The following is a 21,247-nucleotide window of genomic DNA, read 5'->3' as shown; positions in this document are numbered from 1 at the left end:
GCAGGTCGGAGGTCAGTTCGGTGCCGTCGACGATGATCCGGCCCTGCTGGTGTTCTTCCAGACGGTTCAGGCAGCGAATGGTGGTCGACTTGCCCGAGCCGGACGGACCGCACAGCACGATACGCTCACCCTGGCGTACGTTCAGGTTGATGTCCTTGAGCACGTGGAACTGGCCGTACCACTTGTGGACGCCCTCCATGCGGATCATGCCTTCTGCGCCCAGGGGCTTACTGATAGCTTCACTCATCACAAAACTCCTAACGCTTGTGGCCTGTGTCCAGCTTGCGCTCCAGATGCATGGAGTAGCGGGACATGCCGAAACAGAAAATCCAGAACACCAGGGCCGCGAATACGTAGCCTTCGGTCGCCATGCCCAGCCACGAAGGGTCGGCGGTGGCTTGCTTGACGCTGTTGAGCAGGTCGAACAGACCGATGATGATCACCAGACTGGTGTCCTTGAACAGGGCGATAAAGGTGTTGACGATGCCGGGGATCACCAGCTTCAAGGCCTGCGGCAGAATGACCAGGCCCATGGCGCGCCAGTAACCCAGGCCCATCGCGGCGGCCGCTTCGTACTGCCCCTTGGGAATCGCCTGCATACCGCCCCGCACCACCTCGGCGATATACGCCGACTGGAACAGGATCACGCCGATCAGGGCGCGCAGCAGCTTGTCGAAGTTCATCCCTTCGGGCATGAACAGCGGCAGCATCACCGACGACATGAACAGCACCGTGATCAACGGCACGCCGCGCCAGAACTCGATGAAGGTCACGCAGACCACGCGCACCGCCGGCATGCTGGAGCGACGACCCAGCGCAAGCAGAATGCCCAGCGGCAGAGCGCCGGCGATGCCCACGGTGGCGATCACCAGGGTCAGCATCAGACCGCCCCACTGGCTGGTGGGCACGGTGGTCAGACCGAACGCGCCGCCGTGCAGCAGGTAGAAAGCGACGATCGGATAGATCACCAGGAAGCCGATCGCATAGAACGCCTTGCGCGGAAACCCGGAGATGAACAGCGGCGCGGCGCCGACGATCGCCAGCAGTGCCGTCAGGTCGACCCGCCAGCGCAGCTCATTGGGGAAATAGCCGTACATGAACTGGCCGAAACGCTGCTGGATGAACACCCAGCAGGCGCCTTCCTTGGTGCAGTCGGCGCGGGTGCTGCCGATCCAGTTGGCGTCGAGCAGTGCCCAGCTGATGATCGGCGGCACGATCAGGTACACCAGGTACAGCGACACCAGTGTCAGCAGTGTGTTGATCCAGCTGGAGAACAGGTTCTGTCGCATCCAGGCCACCGGGCCGAACACTTTGTTCGGCGGCGGCATGTCGGGTTTGAAAGTATGGGTTGTCATGCGCGTGTCCTCACCGCTCGATCAGCGCAATGCGCTTGTTGTACCAGTTCATCAGCATGGAAATGCTGATACTGATCGCCAGGTAGACGCTCATGGTGATGGCGATGACTTCGATCGCCTGACCTGTCTGGTTGAGCACCGTGCCGGCGAACAGCGACACCATCTCCGGATAGCCGATGGCGGCCGCCAGCGAAGAGTTTTTCACCAGGTTCAGGTACTGGCTGGTCAGCGGCGGGATGATCACTCGCAGCGCCTGCGGGATGATCACTTTGCGCAGCGTCGGACCAGGGCGCAGGCCCAGGGAGCGCGCCGCTTCGGTCTGGCCGTGGCTGACCGACTTGATGCCCGAACGCACGATTTCGGCGATGAACGCCGCGGTGTAGACCGTCAAGGCCAGGGTCAGCGAGACCAGCTCGGGAATCAGTACCCAGCCGCCAACGAAGTTGAAGCCGCGCAGTTCAGGCATTTCCCAGTGCACGGGCGCGCCGAACACCAGCATGCACAGGCCTGGAATGACCAGCAGCAGGGCAAGGCCGACCCAGAACTTGTGGAATGGCTCGCCGGTCGCCTCGAAACGCTTGTTGGCCCAGCGGACCATCAGCACGACAGCCACAATGGCAAGCACGATACTGATCACGAACGGCCAGGCGCCTTCGGCCGGCACCGCGCTCGGCATGTTCAGGCCACGGCTGCTGACGAAGAACATATCGAAGAAGCCATGCGCCTGACGCGGACCCGGCAGGGTGAGGAACACGGCGGTGTACCAGAACAGGATCTGCAGCAACGGCGGAATGTTGCGGAAGACTTCCACATAGACCGTTGCCAGCTTGTTGATCATCCAGTTGGGCGAGAGACGCGCGACACCGATGATAAAGCCCAGAATGGTGGCCAGGATGATGCCGATGAACGATACCAGCAGCGTATTGAGCAGGCCGATGACGAACACCCGCGCATAGCTGTCCGATTCGGTGTAATCGATCAGGTGCTGAGCAATACCGAATCCGGCACTGCGTTCGAGAAAACCGAAGCCCGAGGTGATGCCCCGGTGTTCAAGGTTGGTCTGTACATTGTCGAACATGAACCAGCCGACGGAGACCACTGCCACGACGGTAATGATCTGAAATAACCACGCGCGCACTTTCGGATCGCTCAACGAGAGCGCTTGCTTGGGTGCGACGATTTGCTTTTCCATGAAGTGCCCCAGGGAAAATGAAACAGAACGACGCCCGACAGCCGGTCAGGGCTGTCGGGCGTCGGGTCAATCAGCGAATAGGTGGTGCGTACTGGATGCCGCCTGCGTTCCACAGTGCGTTCTGACCACGCTTGATTTTCAGCGGGGTCGACTCGCCCAGGTTGCGTTCGAACATTTCACCGTAGTTGCCGACCTGCTTGACGATCTGTACGACCCAGTCCTTCGGCAGTTTCAGATCAGCGCCGTAAGCGCCATCGGCGCCGAGCATACGGGCCACATCAGGGTTCTTGGTCGATTTGGCTTCGGCTTCGACGTTCTTGGAAGTGACCTTGGCCTCTTCCGCGTTGAGCATGGCGAACAGGGTCCACTTGACGATGGAGAACCACTCTTCGTCGCCTTTACGCACGACCGGGCCCAGTGGTTCCTTGGAGATCACTTCCGGCAGAACGACGTAGTCTTCAGGCTTGGCCAGCTTGCTGCGCTGTGCGTACAGCTGCGACTGGTCGGACGTCAGCACGTCGCAACGGCCGCCTTCCAGCGACTTGGCGCTTTCGTCGGAGGTGTCGAAGGTGATCGGGGTGTACTTCATGCCGTTGGAGCGGAAGTAGTCGGACACGTTCAGCTCAGTGGTGGTACCGGCCTGGATGCACACGGTCGCGCCGTCCAGTTCCTTGGCGCTCTTGACGCCCAGCTTGTTGTTCACCAGAAAGCCGATGCCGTCGTAGTAGGTCACGCCGGCGAACACCAGGCCCATGCCTGCGTCGCGAGAGCTGGTCCAGGTGGTGTTGCGCGACAGCACGTCGACTTCACCCGATTGCAGAGCGGTGAAACGCTCCTTGGCGTTGAGCTGGCTGAACTTCACCTTGTTGGCGTCACCGAAAACGGCGGCGGCAATGGCGCGGCACACGTCGGCGTCGATACCGGTGATCTTGCCGCTGGCATCCGGAACGGAGAACCCTGGCAGGCCGTCGCTGACGCCGCACTGGACAAAGCCTTTCTTCTGAACGGCGTCGAGGGTAGCACCTGCGTTGGCAGCCCCGGCGACACCGAGCGCTGCGACGGCTGTGACTACGGCCAGGGTAGATTTCAACATCTTCATTCAAACCTCCAGATTGCTCTTTGTTGTTTGCGAACCTTGATCACGCCGCACCCTTGTGAGGCATCGTCGACCCGTGCTGGCTTGTTTTTGGGTCAATGCGTCGTCGAGCCTGGCGGATGAAGCGCGGGTTAACCCGTCGTGAACGTTCATCCGCATTGCAGAACCCTGAATCAAAGCCCGATGATTTCCACAGACCGAAACGGTATGCGGTGAATCGTGCCGCGAATCCCTGACGCCTGGACTCCCGTGCCGCTTTTCGACCATTACCGGTGTAGCCTGATAGTGTTACCGGTCGAGGTGCGCGCTTAGACTCCAGTCGATTCATAGCAAAGCCCGTACCACCATGGTGGCAATGTCGAACTAGCCGGAGCACAAGAGCTAAACTTGCAGCCTTGCGACATCTTCGTTCAGATTTGAACAAGGCACGCACCGTATTAATGCGCTAAAAAAGCGCCTATCGCACAACTTTGGAGCACCCATGACCGATCCGCTGATTCTCGAACCCGTCGACGCCGTCGATGCCTGCGTCATCTGGCTGCACGGCCTGGGCGCGGACCGTTACGACTTTCTCCCGGTCGCCGAAGCGCTGCAGGAATCGCTACGTTCCACGCGCTTCGTACTGCCACAGGCGCCGACCCAGGCGGTAACGATCAATAACGGGTACCAGATGCCGAGCTGGTACGACATCAAGACCATGAGCGCCTCGGCGCGGGCCATCGACCACGAACAGATGGAAGCGTCGGCGCAACAGGTGCTGCGCCTCATCGAACAGCAGCGCGACAGCGGCATCGATCCGGCGAGAATATTCCTGGCGGGCTTCTCGCAAGGCGGAGCGGTGGTGCTGCACACCGCTTATCTGCGTTGGGAAGGTCCGTTGGGCGGTGTGCTGGCGCTCTCGACCTACGCGCCCACCTTCAACAAGCAGATGGTGCTGTCCGCCAGCCAGCAACGCATCCCGGCGTACTGCCTGCACGGCTACAACGACGAAGTGGTTCACGCGGCCATGGGGCGCGCAGCCTACGAGCACCTCAAGCAGGTCGGTGTCACCGCGCATTGGCAGGAATACCCAATGGGACACCAAGTGTTACCGCAGGAAATCGCCGACATCAGGGCCTGGCTTTCCGAGCGCCTGCGGTAACGCGCCGTGGCGCGCTTCGGCGCTCGGCACTACGCCGCGCACGGTTCTTGCTTTACACTGCTCGGCGTACATTCCTTAACCAATTGACGAGATGACCGTGCTTAAAGCACTTAAAAAGATGTTCGGTAAAAGCGAGGCTGGGCAGCCCGCGCCGAGCCAGGCAGTCCCCGCCCCCGCCGCACCGATCGCGGCCGCGCCGGAATCGGTCGCGAAAGTCGCGCGGCCTGCCGATTCGCAAACGCCTGAACCCGCCCCGGCCCCAGCGCCGCGTACCGAGAAACCCAAAGTCGAACGACCCCGTCGGGAGCGCCCCGCCAAGCCTGTGGTCGCACCGTGGAAGATCGAGGATTTTGTCGTCGAGCCGATGGAAGGCAAAACCCGCTTCCACGATTTCGACCTTGCGCCCGAGCTGATGCACGCCATCCACGACCTGGGCTTTCCCTACTGCACGCCGATCCAGGCCGGAGTGCTGGGTTATACCCTCAAGGGCAAAGACGCCATCGGTCGCGCCCAGACCGGCACCGGCAAGACCGCCGCGTTCCTGATTTCCATCATCACCCAGCTGACCCAGACGCCTCCGCCGCGGGAACGTTACATGGGCGAGCCGCGTGCATTAATCATCGCGCCGACCCGCGAGCTGGTGGTACAGATCGCCAAAGACGCTGAGGCGCTGACCAAATACACCGATCTGAACGTCATGACCTTCGTCGGCGGCATGGACTTCGACAAGCAGCTCAAGCAGCTCGAAGCCCGTCACTGCGACATCCTGGTCGCCACCCCGGGCCGTCTGCTGGACTTCAACCAGCGCGGCGAAGTGCACCTGGATATGGTCGAAGTCATGGTGCTGGACGAAGCCGACCGCATGCTGGACATGGGCTTCATCCCGCAGGTGCGTCAGATCATTCGCCAGACGCCGCACAAGGGCGAGCGCCAGACGCTGCTGTTCTCCGCGACCTTCACCGATGACGTGATGAACCTCGCCAAGCAGTGGACCACGGACCCGGCGATCGTCGAGATCGAGGCCGAGACCGTCGCCAACGCCAATGTCGAGCAGCATGTCTACGCCGTCGCGGCGGCGGACAAGTACAAGCTGCTGTACAACCTGGTGAACGACAACGGCTGGGAGCGAGTGATGGTCTTTGCCAACCGCAAGGACGAAGTGCGCCGGATCGAAGAGCGCCTGGTGCGCGACGGCGTGAATGCCGCGCAGCTCTCGGGCGACGTGCCGCAGCACAAGCGCATCAAGACCCTGGAAGGCTTTCGCGAGGGCAAGATCCGGGTGCTGGTCGCCACCGACGTAGCGGGCCGCGGCATCCATATCGACGGCATCAGCCATGTGATCAATTTCACGCTGCCCGAAGTGCCGGACGATTACGTGCACCGCATCGGCCGGACCGGCCGCGCTGGCGCCGAGGGCGTGTCGATCAGCTTCGCCGGCGAGGACGATTCCTACCAGTTACCGGCCATCGAAGAAAAACTCGGCCGCAAGATCAGCTGCGAAATGCCGCCGACCGAGTTGTTGCGGGCGGTGGAGCGTAAGCGTACCCAGTAGGCGTCAGCATCGCCAGCAAGCTGGCTCCTACGCTTGTAGGAGCCAGCTTGCTGGCGATGGCGATAACGATGGCGGTTCGGTTCACTTGCTCTACCAACGCTTCGCCGCCGCATGATCGCTCTCGCGACCTTCGACCCAACGCGGGCCTTCGGACGTATTTTCGCGCTTCCAGAACGGGGCGCGGGTCTTGAGGTAATCCATGACGAAATCGCAGGCTTCGAACGACGCCTGACGATGCGCGCTGGCTACGCCGACGAATACGATCGGCTCGCCCGGTTCCAGCGCACCGACCCGGTGCAGGACTTCCAGGCGTAGCAAAGGCCAGCGTTGTTCGGCTTCGGCCACGATCTTCTGCAAGGCTTTTTCGGTCATCCCCGGATAATGCTCCAGAAACATCCCCGACACTTCCCGTCCATCGTTGAAGTCCCGGACATACCCCACAAAGCTCACCACCGCGCCGATGCCCACGTTGGCAGCGTGCAGGGCGTTGACCTCGTCGCCAGGGTTGAAGGCCTCGGCCTGGACGCGAACAGCCATGGTCAACCTCCGGTCACGGTCGGGAAGAAGGCGACCTCATCGCCGTCTTCCAGGAGTTCATCCAGCGAACACAGTTCCTGATTGCGCGCGCACATCAGGCTCTGCTCAGCCAGCACCTGCCATTGCTCGCCACGCTGCAACAAGTGCTGACGCAACGCATCGAGTGTAGGAAACGAGCCCTCGACACGCTCGCCGTCCAGCCCGAGGGCTTCCCGGTAACGGGCGAAATACTGAACCTGCACGCTCATCGTGCCGACTCCACGGGCTGGGCGACGAAGTGACCACTCTTGCCGCCGAGTTTTTCCAGCAACTGCACAGACTCGATGACCATGCCGCGATCCACGGCCTTGCACATGTCGTAGATGGTCAGCGCGGCGACACTGGCGGCAGTCAGCGCTTCCATCTCCACGCCCGTCTGCCCGGCAAGCTTGCAACGTGCCAAGATCAGGACGGCGTCCTCACCTTCGGCACTGAGCTCGACCTTCACGCTGGTCAGCATCAGCGGATGACACAGCGGAATCAGATCGCTGGTTTTCTTCGCCGCCTGGATGCCGGCAATTCGCGCTACGGCGAATACATCGCCCTTGGGATGACCACCACTGACGATCATTTGCAGCGTCGCGGGCAACATGCGCACCCGCGCCTGGGCCACAGCCTCTCGGGACGTCACGGCTTTATCGGTGACGTCGACCATATTGGCGCGACCTTGAGAATCGAGATGTGTAAGCACGGGATGACTCCTGGACAGGAGCGGGGATTGTAAACCCGTAGGAGCGGACTTGTCCGCGAAGGCGGTGGTAAGGCCGACACATCTTTGTCGGATGTGCCGGCGCTTCGCGGATAAATGCGCTCCTACAAAACCGTAGGAGCGGATTTATCCGCGAAGGCATTGGTTAGAGATGACTCTCCGCATATTCAGCCAGGATGGAACGCGGCACGCCTTGCAGGGTGATGTGCACGCCGTTGGGGAAGTCCTTGAAACGCTCCGTCAGGTAGGTCAGGCCGGAACTGGTGGCCGACAGGTAAGGGGTGTCGATCTGCGCCAGGTTACCCAGGCAGACCACTTTGGAGCCCGCGCCGGCGCGGGTGATGATGGTTTTGATCTGGTGCGGCGTCAGGTTCTGGCATTCGTCGATCAGGATCAGACTCTGCTGGAAGCTGCGGCCCCGGATGTAGTTGAGGGATTTGAACTGCAACGGCACTTTGCTGAGGATGTAATCGACGCTGCCATGCGTGTTTTCATCATCCATGTGCAAGGCTTCGAGGTTGTCGGTGATCGCCCCCAGCCAGGGCTCCATCTTCTCGGCTTCGGTACCCGGCAGAAAGCCGATTTCCTGATCCAGCCCCTGTACGCTGCGGGTGGCGATGATGCGCCGGTAACGCTTGGTGACCATGGTCTGCTCGATGGCCGCTGCCAACGCCAGAATGGTCTTGCCCGAGCCTGCCGCGCCCGACAGGTTGACCAGATGAATGTCCGGGTCGAGCAGCGCGAACAGCGCCAGGCCCTGGTAGATGTCGCGTGGCTTGAGGCCCCAGGCTTCCTGATGCAGCAAAGGCTCCTGATGCATGTCCAGAATCAGTAGTTCATCGTTGCGCACGCCTTTGATCCAGCCGACGAAACCCTGCTCGTCAATGATGAACTCGTTCATATGCACGGCCGGCAACATTTCCGAAAGCTGGACCCGGTGCCAGGTCCGGCCGCGGTCCTGACGGGTCTCGACCTTGCTGACCCGATCCCAGAACGAACCGGGCACCTCATGGTAGCCACGCGACAGCAACGAAACGTCGTCGACCAGTTGGTCAGTGCTGTAGTCCTCGGCGGCGATCCCGCAGGCGCGGGCCTTGAGGCGCATGTTGATGTCTTTGGTCACCAGCACGACGCGCAGGTCCTTGTTGCGCTCATGCAGATCGATCAGTTGGTTGATGATGATGTTGTCGTTCAGGTGTTCGGGCAGCAGGCTTTTGGGTTCCTCGCGCTTGCTCATCAGGATCGACAGAAACCCCTTGAGCACGCCGGTGCCGCGGTCTATCGGTACGCCCTTCTCGACTTCCTCGGGTGACGCTTCGCCCAGCGTCTTGTCGATCAGCCGGATGGCCTGACGGCATTCGGCGGCGACGGTATGTTTGCCGTCCTTGAGTTTGTCCAGTTCCTCCAGAACGGTCATGGGAATGGCGACGCGGTGTTCTTCGAAATTCAGCAGTGCGTTTGGATCATGGATCAATACGTTGGTATCGAGCACGTAAAGGATAGGCTGGTTGGTGGAAGGGGTGCGTCCGTGATCATCCATACTCGCTCACCTTTTCAGAAGCCAGGTGACGCAGAACCGCTACACGCTGCGCCACGGAAAGGCCGCCGGGGTCTTCCCTTCAGGCAGGGAAGATGTTGCTCAAGGTGGGTCTTGAATGACGCCACCTGTGTTGCAGGTTTCGGCGGTCTGTCTTCGTAATACAGCAAAAGGGATGACAGGAAAAAGCTCTTTGACAGTTTTTTGAAGTTTATTTCACAGGTTGACGAATAGCGCTTGGCGGACGTTCGCAGCGCGTTTACAGTCCGGAGTCAGCCGCCGTCTTTTTGCAAGCGAAACGGCGGTTCTTCATTCCTCGGGCACTTGCCCCGAGCTCTCCACCGGCACTCGCCGGCTCTCTTCTTCGGATACTGGCTCGGTCACTTCTTCACTGCCGGGAGCTGGCTGCGGCGCGGATTCAGGCTCGGGCGCGGGTGGGCTTGCGGGCGACGATTCGACAGGCTCGGCCGGGTCGACAGCTTCTTCGGCGGGCTCGGTCGGTGCTTCGACTTCGGGCTCGGGCTCGGGCTCAGCGACAGGTTCAGGCGCCGGTTCTTCGTAGAGATTGCGACAATCGTCCCAGACCAGTTCGCTTTGCCAGGTATTGGCGAGCAGCAACGGCAACGCCGACTGCGCCTTGTTGACCGTGTCATGAAAGACCACCGTGCCGCGCCGCCAAAGCAGCATGAGGGTGACCACCCGGTCGCTGACCTGCTCAGCGGTCAGGCGAGGATTGTCATCCTTGGCGTCGATGTTCCACAGCGACACTCGCAGATTTTGCGCCCGGAAGAACTCGCCGCTGTCGGCGCGGCGGTGGCCATAGGGTGGGCGGAATAAGGGAACGTAATTGTCCGGCAGTGCCCCCTCGACCAGGCTCAAGGTGCGCTGCACCGAGTCCTGCCAGCCGACCCACTGGCTGTGCGAACGATGTTCCCAGCCCTGGAGGCCGACGCATTGCTGGCGGTACAGCGCCTGCACACTGCCGGGCGCGGCGCCTTGCAGCCGCTCCTGCAGGTTCTTGCCCAGGACGAAGAAGGTGGCGGTCATTTTCTGCTGGCGCATGAAGTCTGCCAGCCAGTCGGTGCCACCGTTCGCGGGGCTCGGCCCGCCCTCGAAGTTGAGCTTGAAGGTGCGATCGGGCATCTCGTCGCCGCTCATTTCATCGGAGTTATAGCGCTCAATCTCGCTGCTGGTCTGGGGGAACAGGGCGGCCAGGTAGAGCAGCTCGTTGAGATAGCGTTCGTGAAAGATCGCACTCGGTTGGGCCCATCCGGCATAGAAGGATTCGCCGGAGACCGTGTACTCCTCGGCGCGCTGGCGCAACTGGTCCATGTCCTCGACGAGGACACAGAAGTTGGCGTCCTCGCCGCAGCTCTTCTGCGCGCTCTGATAATTTTCCAGCAAGCGACGCCACAGGCGCTGGCGGATCACGTTCAGCGAAGAGAGATTGACGTAGCGCAGGCCCAGACGGCGCTTCAGCCCCTCTTCATCGAGTTTCTCACTGAGCGACAGGGCGTGGGCGAACGCCAGGATTTCCGCGCGGGAAGCCACATCGAACAGCGCCGGCGTTTCCAGACGCTCGGGCCACACGCTGCGATCGAGCGTGGCGATGGCCGGCGGCGCCGCCTGTACGTTTACCGCCAACAAACCCGCGCACACTGCAAGAACAATCCGCAACCCCACTACCCTCTCCTTTTTTCTGTCCAGCACGCCACATCACGTCGGCCCGCACTATAGCCGATCTGCGAATCAGGTCCTGCGTTCGAGACGGGTCTATCGCCGCCATAGCTGGAGTCGCACGCCGTCAGCCCCTAGAATCGCTCGCTCATTAAAGGAGACGACTTATGCTGATGGTGATTTCTCCGGCAAAGACCCTCGATTTCGAGACGCCGCCGACCACCGCGCGCTACACCCAGCCGCAATATCTGGACCACTCCCAGGAGTTGATCGCCCAGCTTCGTGAGCTGACGCCTGCGCAAATCAGCGAGCTGATGCATCTGTCCGACAAGCTGGCCGGTCTCAATGCCGCGCGCTTCGGCAGCTGGACCCCGGCGTTTACCCTGGATAACGCCAAACAGGCCGTGCTCGCGTTCAAGGGCGACGTTTATACCGGCCTGGATGCCGAAACCCTGAGCGAGGCCCAACTGGACTACGCCCAGGATCATCTGCGCATGCTGTCCGGTCTCTATGGCCTGTTGCGCCCTCTGGACCTGATGCAGCCCTACCGCCTGGAAATGGGCACCCGCCTGCCCAATGCCCGCGGCAAGGATCTGTATGCATTCTGGGGAACCCGTATCAGCGAATGGCTGAATCAGGCGCTTGCCGATCAGGGCGACGATCTGCTGCTGAACCTGGCGTCGACCGAATACTTCTCGGCGGTCAAACGCTCCGCGCTCAATGCTCAGGTGATCGATACCGAGTTCAAGGACCTGAAAAACGGCCAGTACAAGATCATCAGTTTCTACGCCAAGAAAGCCCGGGGCATGATGAGCCGCTTCGTGATTTCCGAACGCATCGAAAATCCCGAACAGCTCAAGGCATTCGATGCTCAGGGTTACCGCTACAGTGCCGAACAGTCGACCGCAACAAAGCTGGTCTTTTTGCGCGATACCCCCGAACAGCAGTAAACACCCTCAAGCGCGGGTACCCGAAACCGCGCTTTTTTTCGTGCAAAACTGCACGAATGCCATAAACATGACGCCAGATAAACGTCGAAAAATTGTCCTCTTTCCAGCGCCGTCAATTTTCTCGAAAAAATAACAAATATTTTTGCGATCAATGATGCACCTGTGCCGAGTAGTGGCACTTTCGTATACAAGAGCCGCAACCCCCCGAAAATCAAGCATTAGAAGCTGCAATGCCATCATCCTGCAACTATGGCCTGTAACCGTCCTGATACGACTGAATCTCAAAATCAGGACGAACGGCCCGGAACTAAACACCAACGCTTACGCTCCTACATCCCGTAACAATTCTCGGCAACCTTGTAAGAGATCACTTACAAGGGGACGGGTTAAAGGGAAGTTACCCACGCGTAGTTTGATCATTCGATCAAGGCTGTAGGTACCGAGTGAAACTTACGACATTCCGTTGAATAAGGTAGCCAGGCCAAGCCCCGGAACGGTGTATCGAAGAGGACACGAGCTGAACATGCAAGGCTCTAGCCCCTGCGTCTTCATGCCCGGCGTTCAGGTATCGCCCTAAAGGAGTGGGTCAACCACATCCGAAAGAGCAGGGCCTTTCCCAGCAGGGAATGGTGACTTGCCGCTTGCACTCAGTGCCTTTGAGTTCGCCTCTCTTATTGCGCACTCACTTATTAAATATGCCTGCGTTAGTTATGTGGACTTTATAAGCCCGCAGTCACTGACGTGTGATATCTGCTGGCAAAAATTTATATCCAGCCAACTTTGGCGTGAAATCGAGGAGAGTACGATGCGTATCAGCATCTTTGGTTTGGGTTATGTCGGTGCAGTCTGCGCCGGTTGCCTTTCTGCACGTGGTCACGATGTCGTTGGTGTAGATATCTCCAGCACAAAGATCGACCTTATCAATAACGGCAAGTCGCCTATCGTCGAGCCAGGCCTGGAAGAACTGCTGGCTCAGGGTATTCGCAACGGCAAACTGCGCGGCACCACCGACTTCTCCGAAGCCATTCGCGCCACTGACGTTTCGATGATCTGCGTCGGCACTCCAAGCAAGAAGAACGGCGACCTGGAACTCGATTTCATTGAAGGCGTATGCCGCGAAATCGGTTACGTGCTGCGTGACAAGACTTCGCGCCACACCATCGTCGTGCGCAGCACCGTACTGCCGGGCACCGTCGCCAACGTGGTAATCCCGATCCTGGAAGACTGCTCGGGCAAGAAAGCCGGCGTCGACTTCGGCGTCGCCGTGAACCCTGAGTTCCTGCGCGAAAGCACCGCGATCAAAGACTACGATCATCCACCGATGACCGTGATCGGCGAATTCGACAAGGCGTCCGGCGACGTTCTGCAATCGCTGTACGAAGAACTGGACGCGCCGATCATCCGCAAGGACATCGCCGTTGCCGAGATGATCAAGTACACCTGCAACGTATGGCACGCCACCAAGGTGACCTTCGCCAACGAAATCGGCAACATCGCCAAGGCCTGCGGCGTGGACGGTCGTGAAGTCATGGAAGTGGTCTGCCAGGACAAGCAACTGAACCTGTCCCAGTACTACATGCGCCCTGGTTTCGCTTTCGGCGGCTCATGCCTGCCAAAAGACGTGCGTGCTCTGACCTACCGCGCAGGCAGCCTGGACGTGGAAGCGCCACTGCTCAACTCCCTGATGCGCAGCAACGTGTCCCAGGTACAGAACGCGTTCGACATCGTCGCCGCGCACGACACCCGCAAGGTCGCCCTGCTGGGTCTGAGCTTCAAGGCCGGTACCGACGACCTGCGTGAAAGCCCGCTGGTCGAGCTGGCCGAAATGCTGATCGGCAAGGGTTTCGACCTGAGCATCTACGATGCCAACGTCGAATACGCTCGCGTTCACGGCGCGAACAAGGACTACATCGAATCGAAGATTCCGCACGTTTCCTCGCTGCTGAATTCCGACTTCGACGCGGTCATCAACAACTCCGACGTCATCATCCTGGGTAACCGCGACGAGCGTTTCCGCGCTCTGGCCGACCAGACCCCGGCGGGCAAGCACGTTGTCGACCTGGTGGGCTTCATGTCCAAGACCACCGGCGAAAGCGGCCAGGCCGAAGGGATCTGCTGGTAAATCAGCCGCAAGCCACAAGCGCCAAGCATCAGGCCACAGGCCCCAGGCATTTGCCTGAGGCTTGGGGCTTGAGGCTTGCAACTGACCTTGGGATACCGATCTATGCAAAGGCTAAAGCACGGCCTTCTAGAGGCCGCCGGATGGCTGTTTTATCTGACTCTGTTGATGGGCCTGGCCTCTTTGCTGCCCACCAGTATCTTCGACTCTCAGTCGAAGAACTTCATTTTCCTGATTGGCGCCGTGGGTATCTGGCGCTATTCGATGGGCATCACGCACTTCGTGCGCGGGATGATCTTTCTGTACATCGTTTACCCTCGCCTGCGCCGCAAGGTTCGCAAGCTGGGCGACGCCGCGAACCCTTCGCACGTGTTCCTGATGGTCACCAGCTTTCGTATCGAAGCGCTGACCACCGCTCAGGTGTACAGCTCGGTGATTCGCGAAGCGATCGATTGCGGCCTGCCGACCACCGTGGTCTGCTCGCTGGTGGAAATGTCCGATGAGTTGCTGGTCAAGAGCCTCTGGGCACGCATGAACCCGCCGGACCGCGTCACCCTCGACTTCGTGCGAATCCCGGGCACCGGCAAGCGCGATGGCCTGGCCTACGGCTTCCGCGCCATCTCCCGCCACCTGCCAGACGACCGCGCAGTGGTCGCGGTGATCGACGGCGACACCGTGCTCAACGAGGGCGTGGTGCGCAAGACCGTGCCGTGGTTCCACCTGTTCGACAACGTCGGCGGCCTGACCACCAACGAGTTCTGCGAAGTACGCGGCGGCTACATCATGAGCGAATGGCACAAGCTGCGTTTCGCCCAGCGCCACATCAACATGTGCTCGATGGCCCTGTCCAAGCGCGTGTTGACCATGACCGGCCGGATGTCAGTGTTCCGCGCCACCGTGGTCACCGACCCTGAGTTCATCGCCGACGTGGAGAGCGATTCGCTCAAACACTGGCGCCTGGGCACCTTCCGCTTCCTGACCGGCGACGACAAGTCCAGCTGGTTCAGCCTGATGCGCCTGGGCTACGACACCTTCTACGTGCCTGATGCGGCGATCAACACCGTGGAGCACCCGCCCGAGAAGAGCTTCTTCAAGGCCAGCCGCAAGCTGATGTACCGCTGGTACGGCAACAACCTGCGCCAGAACTCCCGCGCGCTGGGTCTGGGCATTCGCCGCCTCGGTGTGTTCACCAGCATCGTGCTGTTCGACCAGCGCGTATCGATGTGGACATCGATCCTGGGCCTGACCGTCGCCATCATCGCCAGCTTCAAATACGGCGGCGCATTCATCCTGATGTACCTGCTGTGGATCGGCATGACCCGTCTGATCCTGACGCTGTTGCTGTCCTGCTCGGGACACAGGATCGGGCCTGCCTACCCGGTGATCCTCTATTACAACCAGATCGTCGGCGCCCTGATGAAGATCTACGTGTTCTTCCGTCTCGACCGCCAGTCCTGGACGCGCCAGGACACCAAACTCAGCCGCGATCTGGCCAGTTTTCAAGGCTGGTTCAATACCTGGTCGTCCCGGACCATGACTTTCTCGGCTGGCACCATCTTCGTCGCAGTGCTGCTGACGATGGTTTGACCGGGCCAACGGATTAAATCGAATCAAACAGGAAATATAGCCATGAATACAGCCGTGAAGAACGTGAACGTCGTCCATGAATCCGAAGCTCAGCGTCAGCACGCACGGGTCAAGATCCCGGCCAAGCTGCGCCTGCTGGATGAGCCGGACGCGCCGCTGGTGCGGATCGAAGACCTGTCGGCCGGCGGCCTGAGCTTCGTCGCTCCCGACTATCGCCGCCTGAAAGTCGGCGAGGTGACCAAGGGCCGCCTGCAGTTCCTGATCGACAACCTTGGCCTGGCGATGGACGTGGAACTGCAGATCCGCTCCATCGACACGAGCACCGGTCGCATCGGCTGCCAGTTCCAGAATCTGGACGCCCAGGACATCGCCACCCTGCGCCACCTGATCACCTCGCACCTGTCCGGTGACATCGTCACCCTGGGCGAAGTGCTCGCGACCTTGCAGCGCGACAATTTCACCAAGGCGCGCAAGACCAAGGGCAGCGACGGCGGCATGAGCACCGCTGGCCGTATTCGCGCGGTGGCGTTCAGCCTGGGGATCTTCCTGGTCGGTCTGGCCGCGTTCGGTTTCATCTTCAAGACCGTCTACGGCCTGTATTTCGTCAGCCACGCTTCGGCCGGCCTGGTGTCGGTGCCGAGCATGGATGTAACCATGCCTCGTGAAGGCACCGTGCAGAGCCTGGTGCAGGTAAACGGCGAAGCCGCCAAGGGCGCGCCGCTGGCCTCCTTCAACACCAGCATGCTGGAAATGCTCAAGGGCAGCCTGACCGGTGAAGACCTGCAACCGGCCAAGATCGAAGAACTGTATGGCAAGCAGATGAGCGGCACCATGACCAGCCCGTGCGACTGCGTTGTCGCTCGTCAACTGGTTGCGGACGGTCAGTTCGCTTCCAAGGGCCAGGTCGTGTTCCAGCTGGTTCCACGCAACGCTCCGGCTACCGTCGAAGCCCGCTTCACCTATCGCCAGTTCAACGACGTCAAGCCAGGCACCCGCGTCAGCTTCCAGGTCGCCGGCGAAGACCGTACCCGCACCGGCGAAATCGTCAGCAGCAGCAACCTGAGCGAAACCGATCTGGCGACCGACATCCGCGTTCAGATCAAGCCTGACGAAAGCCTGAGCAGCGCCCTGGCCGGCCGTCCGGTCGAAGTCGTCAGCGATCGTGGCCCGTCCATGAACTGGCTGATCGACAAAGCCACGGCCGCGGGTCTGTAATCATGACCAGCCCACTACGACGCCTGTCGACCCCCACGCTACTGAGCCTCGCTGTCGCGATCGGCCTGAGCGGCTGTGCCGGCCTGCCCGATCAACGCCTGGCCAATGAAGCGCTGAAAAACGGCGACACTGCATTGGCCGAGCAGAATTATCGGCAATTGGCGGATCTGGGCTACAGCGATGCACAGGTCGGCCTGGCCGACATCAAAGTCGCGACCGGCAATCCCGCTGAACTCAAGGAAGCGGAAGCGACCTATCGCGAAGCTGCCAAGACCTCGCCACGCGCGCAGTCGCGCCTGGGTCGTCTGCTGGCCGCCAAGCCAGACGCCACCGACGCCGAGCGCCATGAAGCGGAGGCGCTGCTCAAGCAGGCCTTCGCCAACGGCGAGTCCGGGACCCTGGTGCCGCTGGCGATGCTGTATCTGCAATACCCGCACAGCTTCCCTGAAGTGAACGCGCAGCAGAAGATCGATCAGTGGCGCGCGCAAGGCTACCCGGAAGCAGGTCTGGCCCAGGTGCTGCTGTACCACACTCAGGGTACTTACGACCAGCATCTGGATCAGGTGGAAAGCATCTGCAAGCAGGCGCTGACGTCCACCGACATCTGTTACGTCGAGCTGGCCACGGTCTATCAGAAGCGCGGCCAGACCGAACAGCAGGCTGCTCTGATCGAACAGCTCAAGAGCGCGCATGCGTCGGGTCGCGTCAACGCCCAGCGTGTCGACAGCGTCGCGCGGGTGCTCGGCGACGCGCAGATCGGTACACCCGATCCGAAGACCGCCCAGCAACTGCTCGAAGGCATCGCGCCCGGCTATCCGGTTTCATGGGTCACACTGGCCAAGCTGCTCTACGACTTCCCGGAACTGGGCGACGTCGACAAGATGATGGAGTACCTGGACAACGGCCGCGCCGCGGATCAACCCCGCGCCGAGCTGCTGCTGGGCAAGCTCTACTACGAAGGCAAGTGGGTCATCCCGGACGCCAAGAAAGCCGAGGAGCATCTCAAGCGCGCCGCGCCGACCGAGATTTCCGCCCACTACTACCTGGGCCAGATCTACCGTCGCGGCTACCTCGGCCAGGTCTATCCGCAAAAGGCGGTGGACGAGCTGCTGATCGCCGCTCGCGGCGGCCAGAACAGCGCCGACTTCGCCATGGCTCAGCTGTTCTCCCAGGGCAAGGGCACCAAGCCCGACCCGGTCAACGCCTGGGTCTTCAGCCAGCTGGCGCTTGCCAACGAAACCCCGCAGGCCGTCGAGCTTGCGCAAACCCTCAACGCACAACTGCCGCCTGAAAAACTCGCCGTCGCCAAGGACCTGCTGGCCCGCGAGCAAAAAGTCCGGGGAGCTACCGCCAATCAGAACGCGTTGGTGATGCAGTCCCTACAAGAAGAAAAAGACGGTGAGGAAGCACTATGAAGTTGAACCCCTTGATGGCCGCCGGCATGGGCCTGGGCTTCTCGCTGCTCTGGGCCTGCCCGACGCTGGCCGCCTTGACCGAAGAACAGAACTTCGGTCTGGAAGTGAAGATTACCGCGCAGGCCGAAGACGACCGTGACCTGGGCACCCGCTCGGGCGGCGACGTGAACGGCATCGGTCTGGACCTGCGTCCGTGGGTGTATGGCGAACGCGGCAACTGGAGCGGTTACGCGATGGGTCAGGTGGTCACCGCCACCGACACCATCCAGACCGACCCGCTGGAACAGAACATCACCAACAGCGATGGTGAAAGCGGCACTCAGGTTTCCCGCGGCAACGCCAGCGAGCGCGAAGTCGACAAGAGCTACCTGGCTTTGCGTGAATTCTGGATCGGTTACAGCGGTTTCACTCCGTATCCCGGCGAAATCCTCAAGGTCGGTCGCCAGCGCCTGCGCAACGACGACGGTCAGTGGCACGACGTGAACATCGAAGCGATCAACTGGACCTTCGACACCACCTTGCTGCGTGCCGAACTCGGCGCGGCAGAGCGCTTCAGCGAATACCGCACCGACCTGACCGAGCTGTCCGCGGAGGATGAAGACCGTCTGCATCTGTTCGGCTCGGCCAGCTATCAATGGACACCAGGCCACTGGGCCGGTATCCGCCTGCACCACAGCCAGGACGACGGCAAGCTCAAGCACAACGGCGAAGTGCTGGACGATCTGGACAAGACCGCCAATGGCGACCTGACCTGGGTCGGTCTGCAGGTGGACAGCGACGCCTACAACCGCCGCAACACCCACGACATCAATTACTGGGGCAGCCTGACCTGGCTGACCGGCGATCGTGACGAGCTGGGCGTCAGCTACGACCCGACCAGCGAGCGCTACATCGCTGGCGACAAGACCAGCCGGAGTCTGAATGGCTGGGCCACCGATCTGGGCGTGCGTTTCCGCCTCGACCCGCAGTGGCAAGTGGGCGCCGCCTACTCCCGCGCCAGCAAGGATTACGTCCAGAACGGTCTGGAAAGCAACCGCTCCAACTGGACCGGCACCCGCTCGCGGGTTCACCGCTTCGGTGAGGCGTTCCAGGCCGAGATGGCCAACGTGGAAAGCGGCTCGCTGTTCGCGTCCTGGCAGATGAACGACGAATACGACGCCTCGCTGATCTACCACAAGTTCCGTCGTGTCGATGGCGATGCGCGTATCGGCAACGCCGGCATCAACCCGTCGCTCGAAGATCCGGTCGGCACTTTCTCTTCGCTGCCGTTGGAGAACGACGGCCGCAAGGACCTGGGTCAGGAGATGGATCTGGTGGTCACCAAGTACTTCAAGGGCGGCCTGCTGCCGGCCTCGGTGAGCCAGTCGTTCGATGAACCCTCGGCGCTGATCCGTCTGCGCGCGGGCGTGTTCAAGCCTGGCGATGCCTACCGCGGTGACGTGGACAGCTACATGCACCGCGCCATCGTCGACGTCATCTGGCGCTTCTGATGCGAACCGCCCAAGGAGTGCGAAAGATGAACAGTCATACAAGCCATACGCGTCCGCGCACGCTGTCCCTGCTCGCAAGCGCAGTCCTGGGCAGCACCCTGCTGGTCAGCACCGCCGCGTTGGCCAACGCCCCGGTGGCGGTCGATCCGGCGAACGGCGTGGTCAAGGAACTGCAACAGGCCAAGAGCTATACCGTCAGCAGCGCGCCCGTCGAACCGCTGCACATGGAAAAGCCCGTCCTTCCCGACCTGAGCGGCTACACCGCCGAAGCTGCGCTGAAAAAGATCGAGCGCAGCAAGCCGGGCAAAGTCGTGGTTGCGCGGATGATGGAAGAAACCGGCCTGAAGGAATTCATCGGTGGCGACAACAAGATGGCCGAGTGGGTCGCGCGTCAGCGTGGCATCCCGCAGGCCATCATGATCTCCGACGGCTACGCGAGCCTGCAGGACATCGCGAAGAAAGTGCCCAAGCAGTATCTGGAAGAGGTTTCGCCAGGTGTGTTCGTCGCGCGGCTGCCGATCCTGGTCAAGGAAACCGGCATCTTCGAGATCGACAAGCGCACTAAGGAGCTGCGCCTGTCGCAGGAAAAGGGCTCGTTTCTGGTCAGCGAAGGCAAGATGCTGATCACTCACACGCGCGTTGATGCCTGGAGCGAGTCGCGCAACAGCCTGGCGACCTTCCGCAAGCCCGATGAATTCCGCCCGTTCATCCTGACCTGGGGCGGCTCGGAAACCTGGATCGCCAACAGCAAGATGGCGAGCATGGGCTACGACCAGAGCAAGTCGTACGGCATCAGTATTTCTCAGTACACGCCCAACACCGCCAAGGTGCTCAAGCGCCCCGAGCCGACCGGCTGGATCATCGACTCTGAGTTCTCGGATTTCTGGTACGGCTTCTACTGCTACGAAACCCGCGACTTCGTGGTCAAGGGCAACACCTACCGCGACAACATCGTCTACGGCATCGACCCGCACGACCGTTCCCACGGTCTGATCATTGCCGAGAACGATGTGTACGGCACCAAGAAGAAGCACGGGATCATCATTTCCCGCGAGGTCGACAACAGCTTCATCTTTCGCAACAAGAGCCACAACAACAAGTTGTCCGGCGTGGTGCTGGACCGTAACAGCGTCAACAACATCGTCGCCTACAACGAGATCTACCAGAACCACACCGACGGCATCACCTTGTACGAGAGCGCCAACAACCTGCTGTGGGGCAATCGCGTCATTGCCAACCAGCGCCACGGTATCCGCGTGCGTAACAGCGTGAATATCAAGCTCTACGAAAACGTCGCCGTCGGCAACGGCCTGATGGGCGTCTACGGCCACATCAAGGACCTGACCGATACCGACCGCGACATCCAGCTCGACCCGTTCGATGCCCAGGTGTCATTGATCGTGGTCGGCGGCGAGCTGACCAGCAACGGTTCGGGTCCGCTGTCCATCGATTCGCCGCTCAGCGTCGAGCTGTATCGCGTTGCCATGCTATCGCCGACAAAAACGTCGGGCATCAGCTTCAACGGCGTACTGGGCGATCGCCAGGATGAAATCCTCGACCTGCTGGTCCGCCAGCAAAAAGCCGTATTGATCGACCCCGTCGAAAGCCAGAACGAGCTGCGGAAATGAGAAAAGGT

General features: G+C 60.9%; 16 protein-coding genes and 2 pseudogenes. 9 read left to right on the top strand and 9 right to left on the bottom strand.

Annotated features, from left to right (window positions below):
• The 4 genes from TRP66_RS17445 to TRP66_RS17430 form a co-directional block, all read right to left on the bottom strand.
• Positions 1 to 247 (bottom strand): ATP-binding cassette domain-containing protein (locus tag TRP66_RS17445; RefSeq protein WP_333405037.1); only part of this gene is annotated, 247 nt, incomplete at its 3' end.
• Between the two features lie 10 nt (positions 248 to 257).
• Complete coding sequence (locus TRP66_RS17440; protein WP_333405035.1) at positions 258 to 1,355, bottom strand: amino acid ABC transporter permease; 1,098 nt, start codon at positions 1,353 to 1,355, stop codon at positions 258 to 260.
• Between the two features lie 10 nt (positions 1,356 to 1,365).
• Positions 1,366 to 2,547 carry an amino acid ABC transporter permease gene (locus TRP66_RS17435; RefSeq protein WP_333405033.1) on the bottom strand — a complete coding sequence of 394 codons (1,182 nt, stop codon included), beginning with the start codon at positions 2,545 to 2,547 and terminating at the stop codon, positions 1,366 to 1,368.
• A gap of 70 nt (positions 2,548 to 2,617) precedes the next feature.
• Positions 2,618 to 3,646, bottom strand: coding sequence for an amino acid ABC transporter substrate-binding protein (locus TRP66_RS17430; protein WP_333405031.1), 1,029 nt, complete (start codon positions 3,644 to 3,646; stop codon positions 2,618 to 2,620).
• 478 nt (positions 3,647 to 4,124) lie between these two features.
• On the opposite strand from TRP66_RS17430, the gene TRP66_RS17425 reads away from it, so the two are divergent.
• Complete coding sequence (locus tag TRP66_RS17425) at positions 4,125 to 4,784, top strand: alpha/beta hydrolase (RefSeq protein WP_333405029.1); 660 nt, start codon at positions 4,125 to 4,127, stop codon at positions 4,782 to 4,784.
• 241 nt (positions 4,785 to 5,025) lie between these two features.
• Positions 5,026 to 6,336, top strand: a pseudogene (gene rhlB / locus TRP66_RS17420) (ATP-dependent RNA helicase RhlB); the annotation flags it as partial.
• A gap of 90 nt (positions 6,337 to 6,426) precedes the next feature.
• Here the strand turns inward: rhlB and moaE are convergent.
• From moaE to TRP66_RS17395, 5 genes and pseudogenes are all read right to left on the bottom strand, one after another.
• Positions 6,427 to 6,873, bottom strand: coding sequence for a molybdopterin synthase catalytic subunit MoaE (moaE, locus tag TRP66_RS17415; protein ID WP_333405025.1), 447 nt, complete (start codon positions 6,871 to 6,873; stop codon positions 6,427 to 6,429).
• Between the two features lie 2 nt (positions 6,874 to 6,875).
• Positions 6,876 to 7,121, bottom strand: coding sequence for a MoaD/ThiS family protein (locus TRP66_RS17410; protein ID WP_333405023.1), 246 nt, complete (start codon positions 7,119 to 7,121; stop codon positions 6,876 to 6,878).
• Positions 7,118 to 7,603 carry a cyclic pyranopterin monophosphate synthase MoaC gene (gene moaC, locus TRP66_RS17405; protein ID WP_333405021.1) on the bottom strand — a complete coding sequence of 162 codons (486 nt, stop codon included), beginning with the start codon at positions 7,601 to 7,603 and terminating at the stop codon, positions 7,118 to 7,120. Before moaC ends, TRP66_RS17410 begins: the two co-directional genes overlap by 4 nt.
• 163 nt (positions 7,604 to 7,766) lie before the next feature.
• Positions 7,767 to 9,161, bottom strand: a complete 1,395-nt coding sequence (locus tag TRP66_RS17400; protein ID WP_333405019.1) for a PhoH family protein — start codon at positions 9,159 to 9,161, stop codon at positions 7,767 to 7,769.
• 501 nt (positions 9,162 to 9,662) lie between these two features.
• Positions 9,663 to 10,835 (bottom strand): annotated as a pseudogene (locus TRP66_RS17395) (polysaccharide deacetylase family protein); the annotation flags it as partial.
• A gap of 167 nt (positions 10,836 to 11,002) precedes the next feature.
• Between TRP66_RS17395 and yaaA the strand changes: the two are divergent.
• The 7 genes from yaaA to algG all read left to right on the top strand — a co-directional run bounded on the left by yaaA (position 11,003) and on the right by algG (position 21,239).
• Positions 11,003 to 11,785, top strand: coding sequence for a peroxide stress protein YaaA (yaaA, locus tag TRP66_RS17390; protein WP_333405017.1), 783 nt, complete (start codon positions 11,003 to 11,005; stop codon positions 11,783 to 11,785).
• 805 nt (positions 11,786 to 12,590) lie between these two features.
• Entirely contained in the window at positions 12,591 to 13,907 is a 1,317-nt protein-coding gene (locus TRP66_RS17385; protein ID WP_333405015.1) for a nucleotide sugar dehydrogenase, read from the top strand.
• A gap of 102 nt (positions 13,908 to 14,009) precedes the next feature.
• Positions 14,010 to 15,491 carry a mannuronan synthase gene (alg8, locus tag TRP66_RS17380; RefSeq protein ID WP_333405013.1) on the top strand — a complete coding sequence of 494 codons (1,482 nt, stop codon included), beginning with the start codon at positions 14,010 to 14,012 and terminating at the stop codon, positions 15,489 to 15,491.
• 42 nt (positions 15,492 to 15,533) lie between these two features.
• Positions 15,534 to 16,706: an alginate biosynthesis protein Alg44 gene (locus TRP66_RS17375; protein WP_333405011.1), complete on the top strand. Its 1,173-nt coding sequence runs from the start codon at positions 15,534 to 15,536 to the stop codon at positions 16,704 to 16,706.
• Between the two features lie 2 nt (positions 16,707 to 16,708).
• On the top strand, positions 16,709 to 18,121 hold the full coding sequence (algK, locus tag TRP66_RS17370) for an alginate biosynthesis TPR repeat lipoprotein AlgK (protein ID WP_333405009.1): 1,413 nt from the start codon (positions 16,709 to 16,711) through the stop codon (positions 18,119 to 18,121).
• On the top strand, positions 18,118 to 19,611 hold the full coding sequence (locus TRP66_RS17365; RefSeq protein ID WP_333405007.1) for an alginate export family protein: 1,494 nt from the start codon (positions 18,118 to 18,120) through the stop codon (positions 19,609 to 19,611). The genes algK and TRP66_RS17365 overlap by 4 nt, the downstream gene beginning before the upstream one ends.
• A 26-nt stretch (positions 19,612 to 19,637) precedes the next feature.
• Positions 19,638 to 21,239 carry a mannuronan 5-epimerase AlgG gene (algG, locus tag TRP66_RS17360; protein ID WP_333405005.1) on the top strand — a complete coding sequence of 534 codons (1,602 nt, stop codon included), beginning with the start codon at positions 19,638 to 19,640 and terminating at the stop codon, positions 21,237 to 21,239.
• The last annotated feature ends 8 nt before the right edge of the window (positions 21,240 to 21,247 follow it).

Origin of the sequence: Pseudomonas sp. JDS28PS106 (assembly GCF_036706555.1) — a bacterium.
Lineage (GTDB): Bacteria > Pseudomonadota > Gammaproteobacteria > Pseudomonadales > Pseudomonadaceae > Aquipseudomonas.
This window is presented reverse-complemented; position numbering and strand designations above follow the sequence as displayed.

Excerpts from the sequence above, each read along its gene's own strand:
- TRP66_RS17435 (WP_333405033.1), bottom strand. The coding sequence starts at position 2,547 with ATGGAAAAGCAAATCGTCGCACCCAAGCAAGCGCTCTCGTTGAGCGAT.
- TRP66_RS17375 (WP_333405011.1), top strand. The coding sequence starts at position 15,534 with ATGAATACAGCCGTGAAGAACGTGAACGTCGTCCATGAATCCGAAGCT.
- alg8 (WP_333405013.1), top strand. The coding sequence starts at position 14,010 with ATGCAAAGGCTAAAGCACGGCCTTCTAGAGGCCGCCGGATGGCTGTTT.
- TRP66_RS17440 (WP_333405035.1), bottom strand. The coding sequence starts at position 1,355 with ATGACAACCCATACTTTCAAACCCGACATGCCGCCGCCGAACAAAGTG.
- TRP66_RS17430 (WP_333405031.1), bottom strand. The coding sequence starts at position 3,646 with ATGAAGATGTTGAAATCTACCCTGGCCGTAGTCACAGCCGTCGCAGCG.
- moaE (WP_333405025.1), bottom strand. The coding sequence starts at position 6,873 with ATGGCTGTTCGCGTCCAGGCCGAGGCCTTCAACCCTGGCGACGAGGTC.
- TRP66_RS17400 (WP_333405019.1), bottom strand. The coding sequence starts at position 9,161 with ATGGATGATCACGGACGCACCCCTTCCACCAACCAGCCTATCCTTTAC.
- yaaA (WP_333405017.1), top strand. The coding sequence starts at position 11,003 with ATGCTGATGGTGATTTCTCCGGCAAAGACCCTCGATTTCGAGACGCCG.
- TRP66_RS17410 (WP_333405023.1), bottom strand. The coding sequence starts at position 7,121 with ATGAGCGTGCAGGTTCAGTATTTCGCCCGTTACCGGGAAGCCCTCGGG.
- algG (WP_333405005.1), top strand. The coding sequence starts at position 19,638 with ATGAACAGTCATACAAGCCATACGCGTCCGCGCACGCTGTCCCTGCTC.
- TRP66_RS17365 (WP_333405007.1), top strand. The coding sequence starts at position 18,118 with ATGAAGTTGAACCCCTTGATGGCCGCCGGCATGGGCCTGGGCTTCTCG.
- TRP66_RS17425 (WP_333405029.1), top strand. The coding sequence starts at position 4,125 with ATGACCGATCCGCTGATTCTCGAACCCGTCGACGCCGTCGATGCCTGC.
- algK (WP_333405009.1), top strand. The coding sequence starts at position 16,709 with ATGACCAGCCCACTACGACGCCTGTCGACCCCCACGCTACTGAGCCTC.
- TRP66_RS17385 (WP_333405015.1), top strand. The coding sequence starts at position 12,591 with ATGCGTATCAGCATCTTTGGTTTGGGTTATGTCGGTGCAGTCTGCGCC.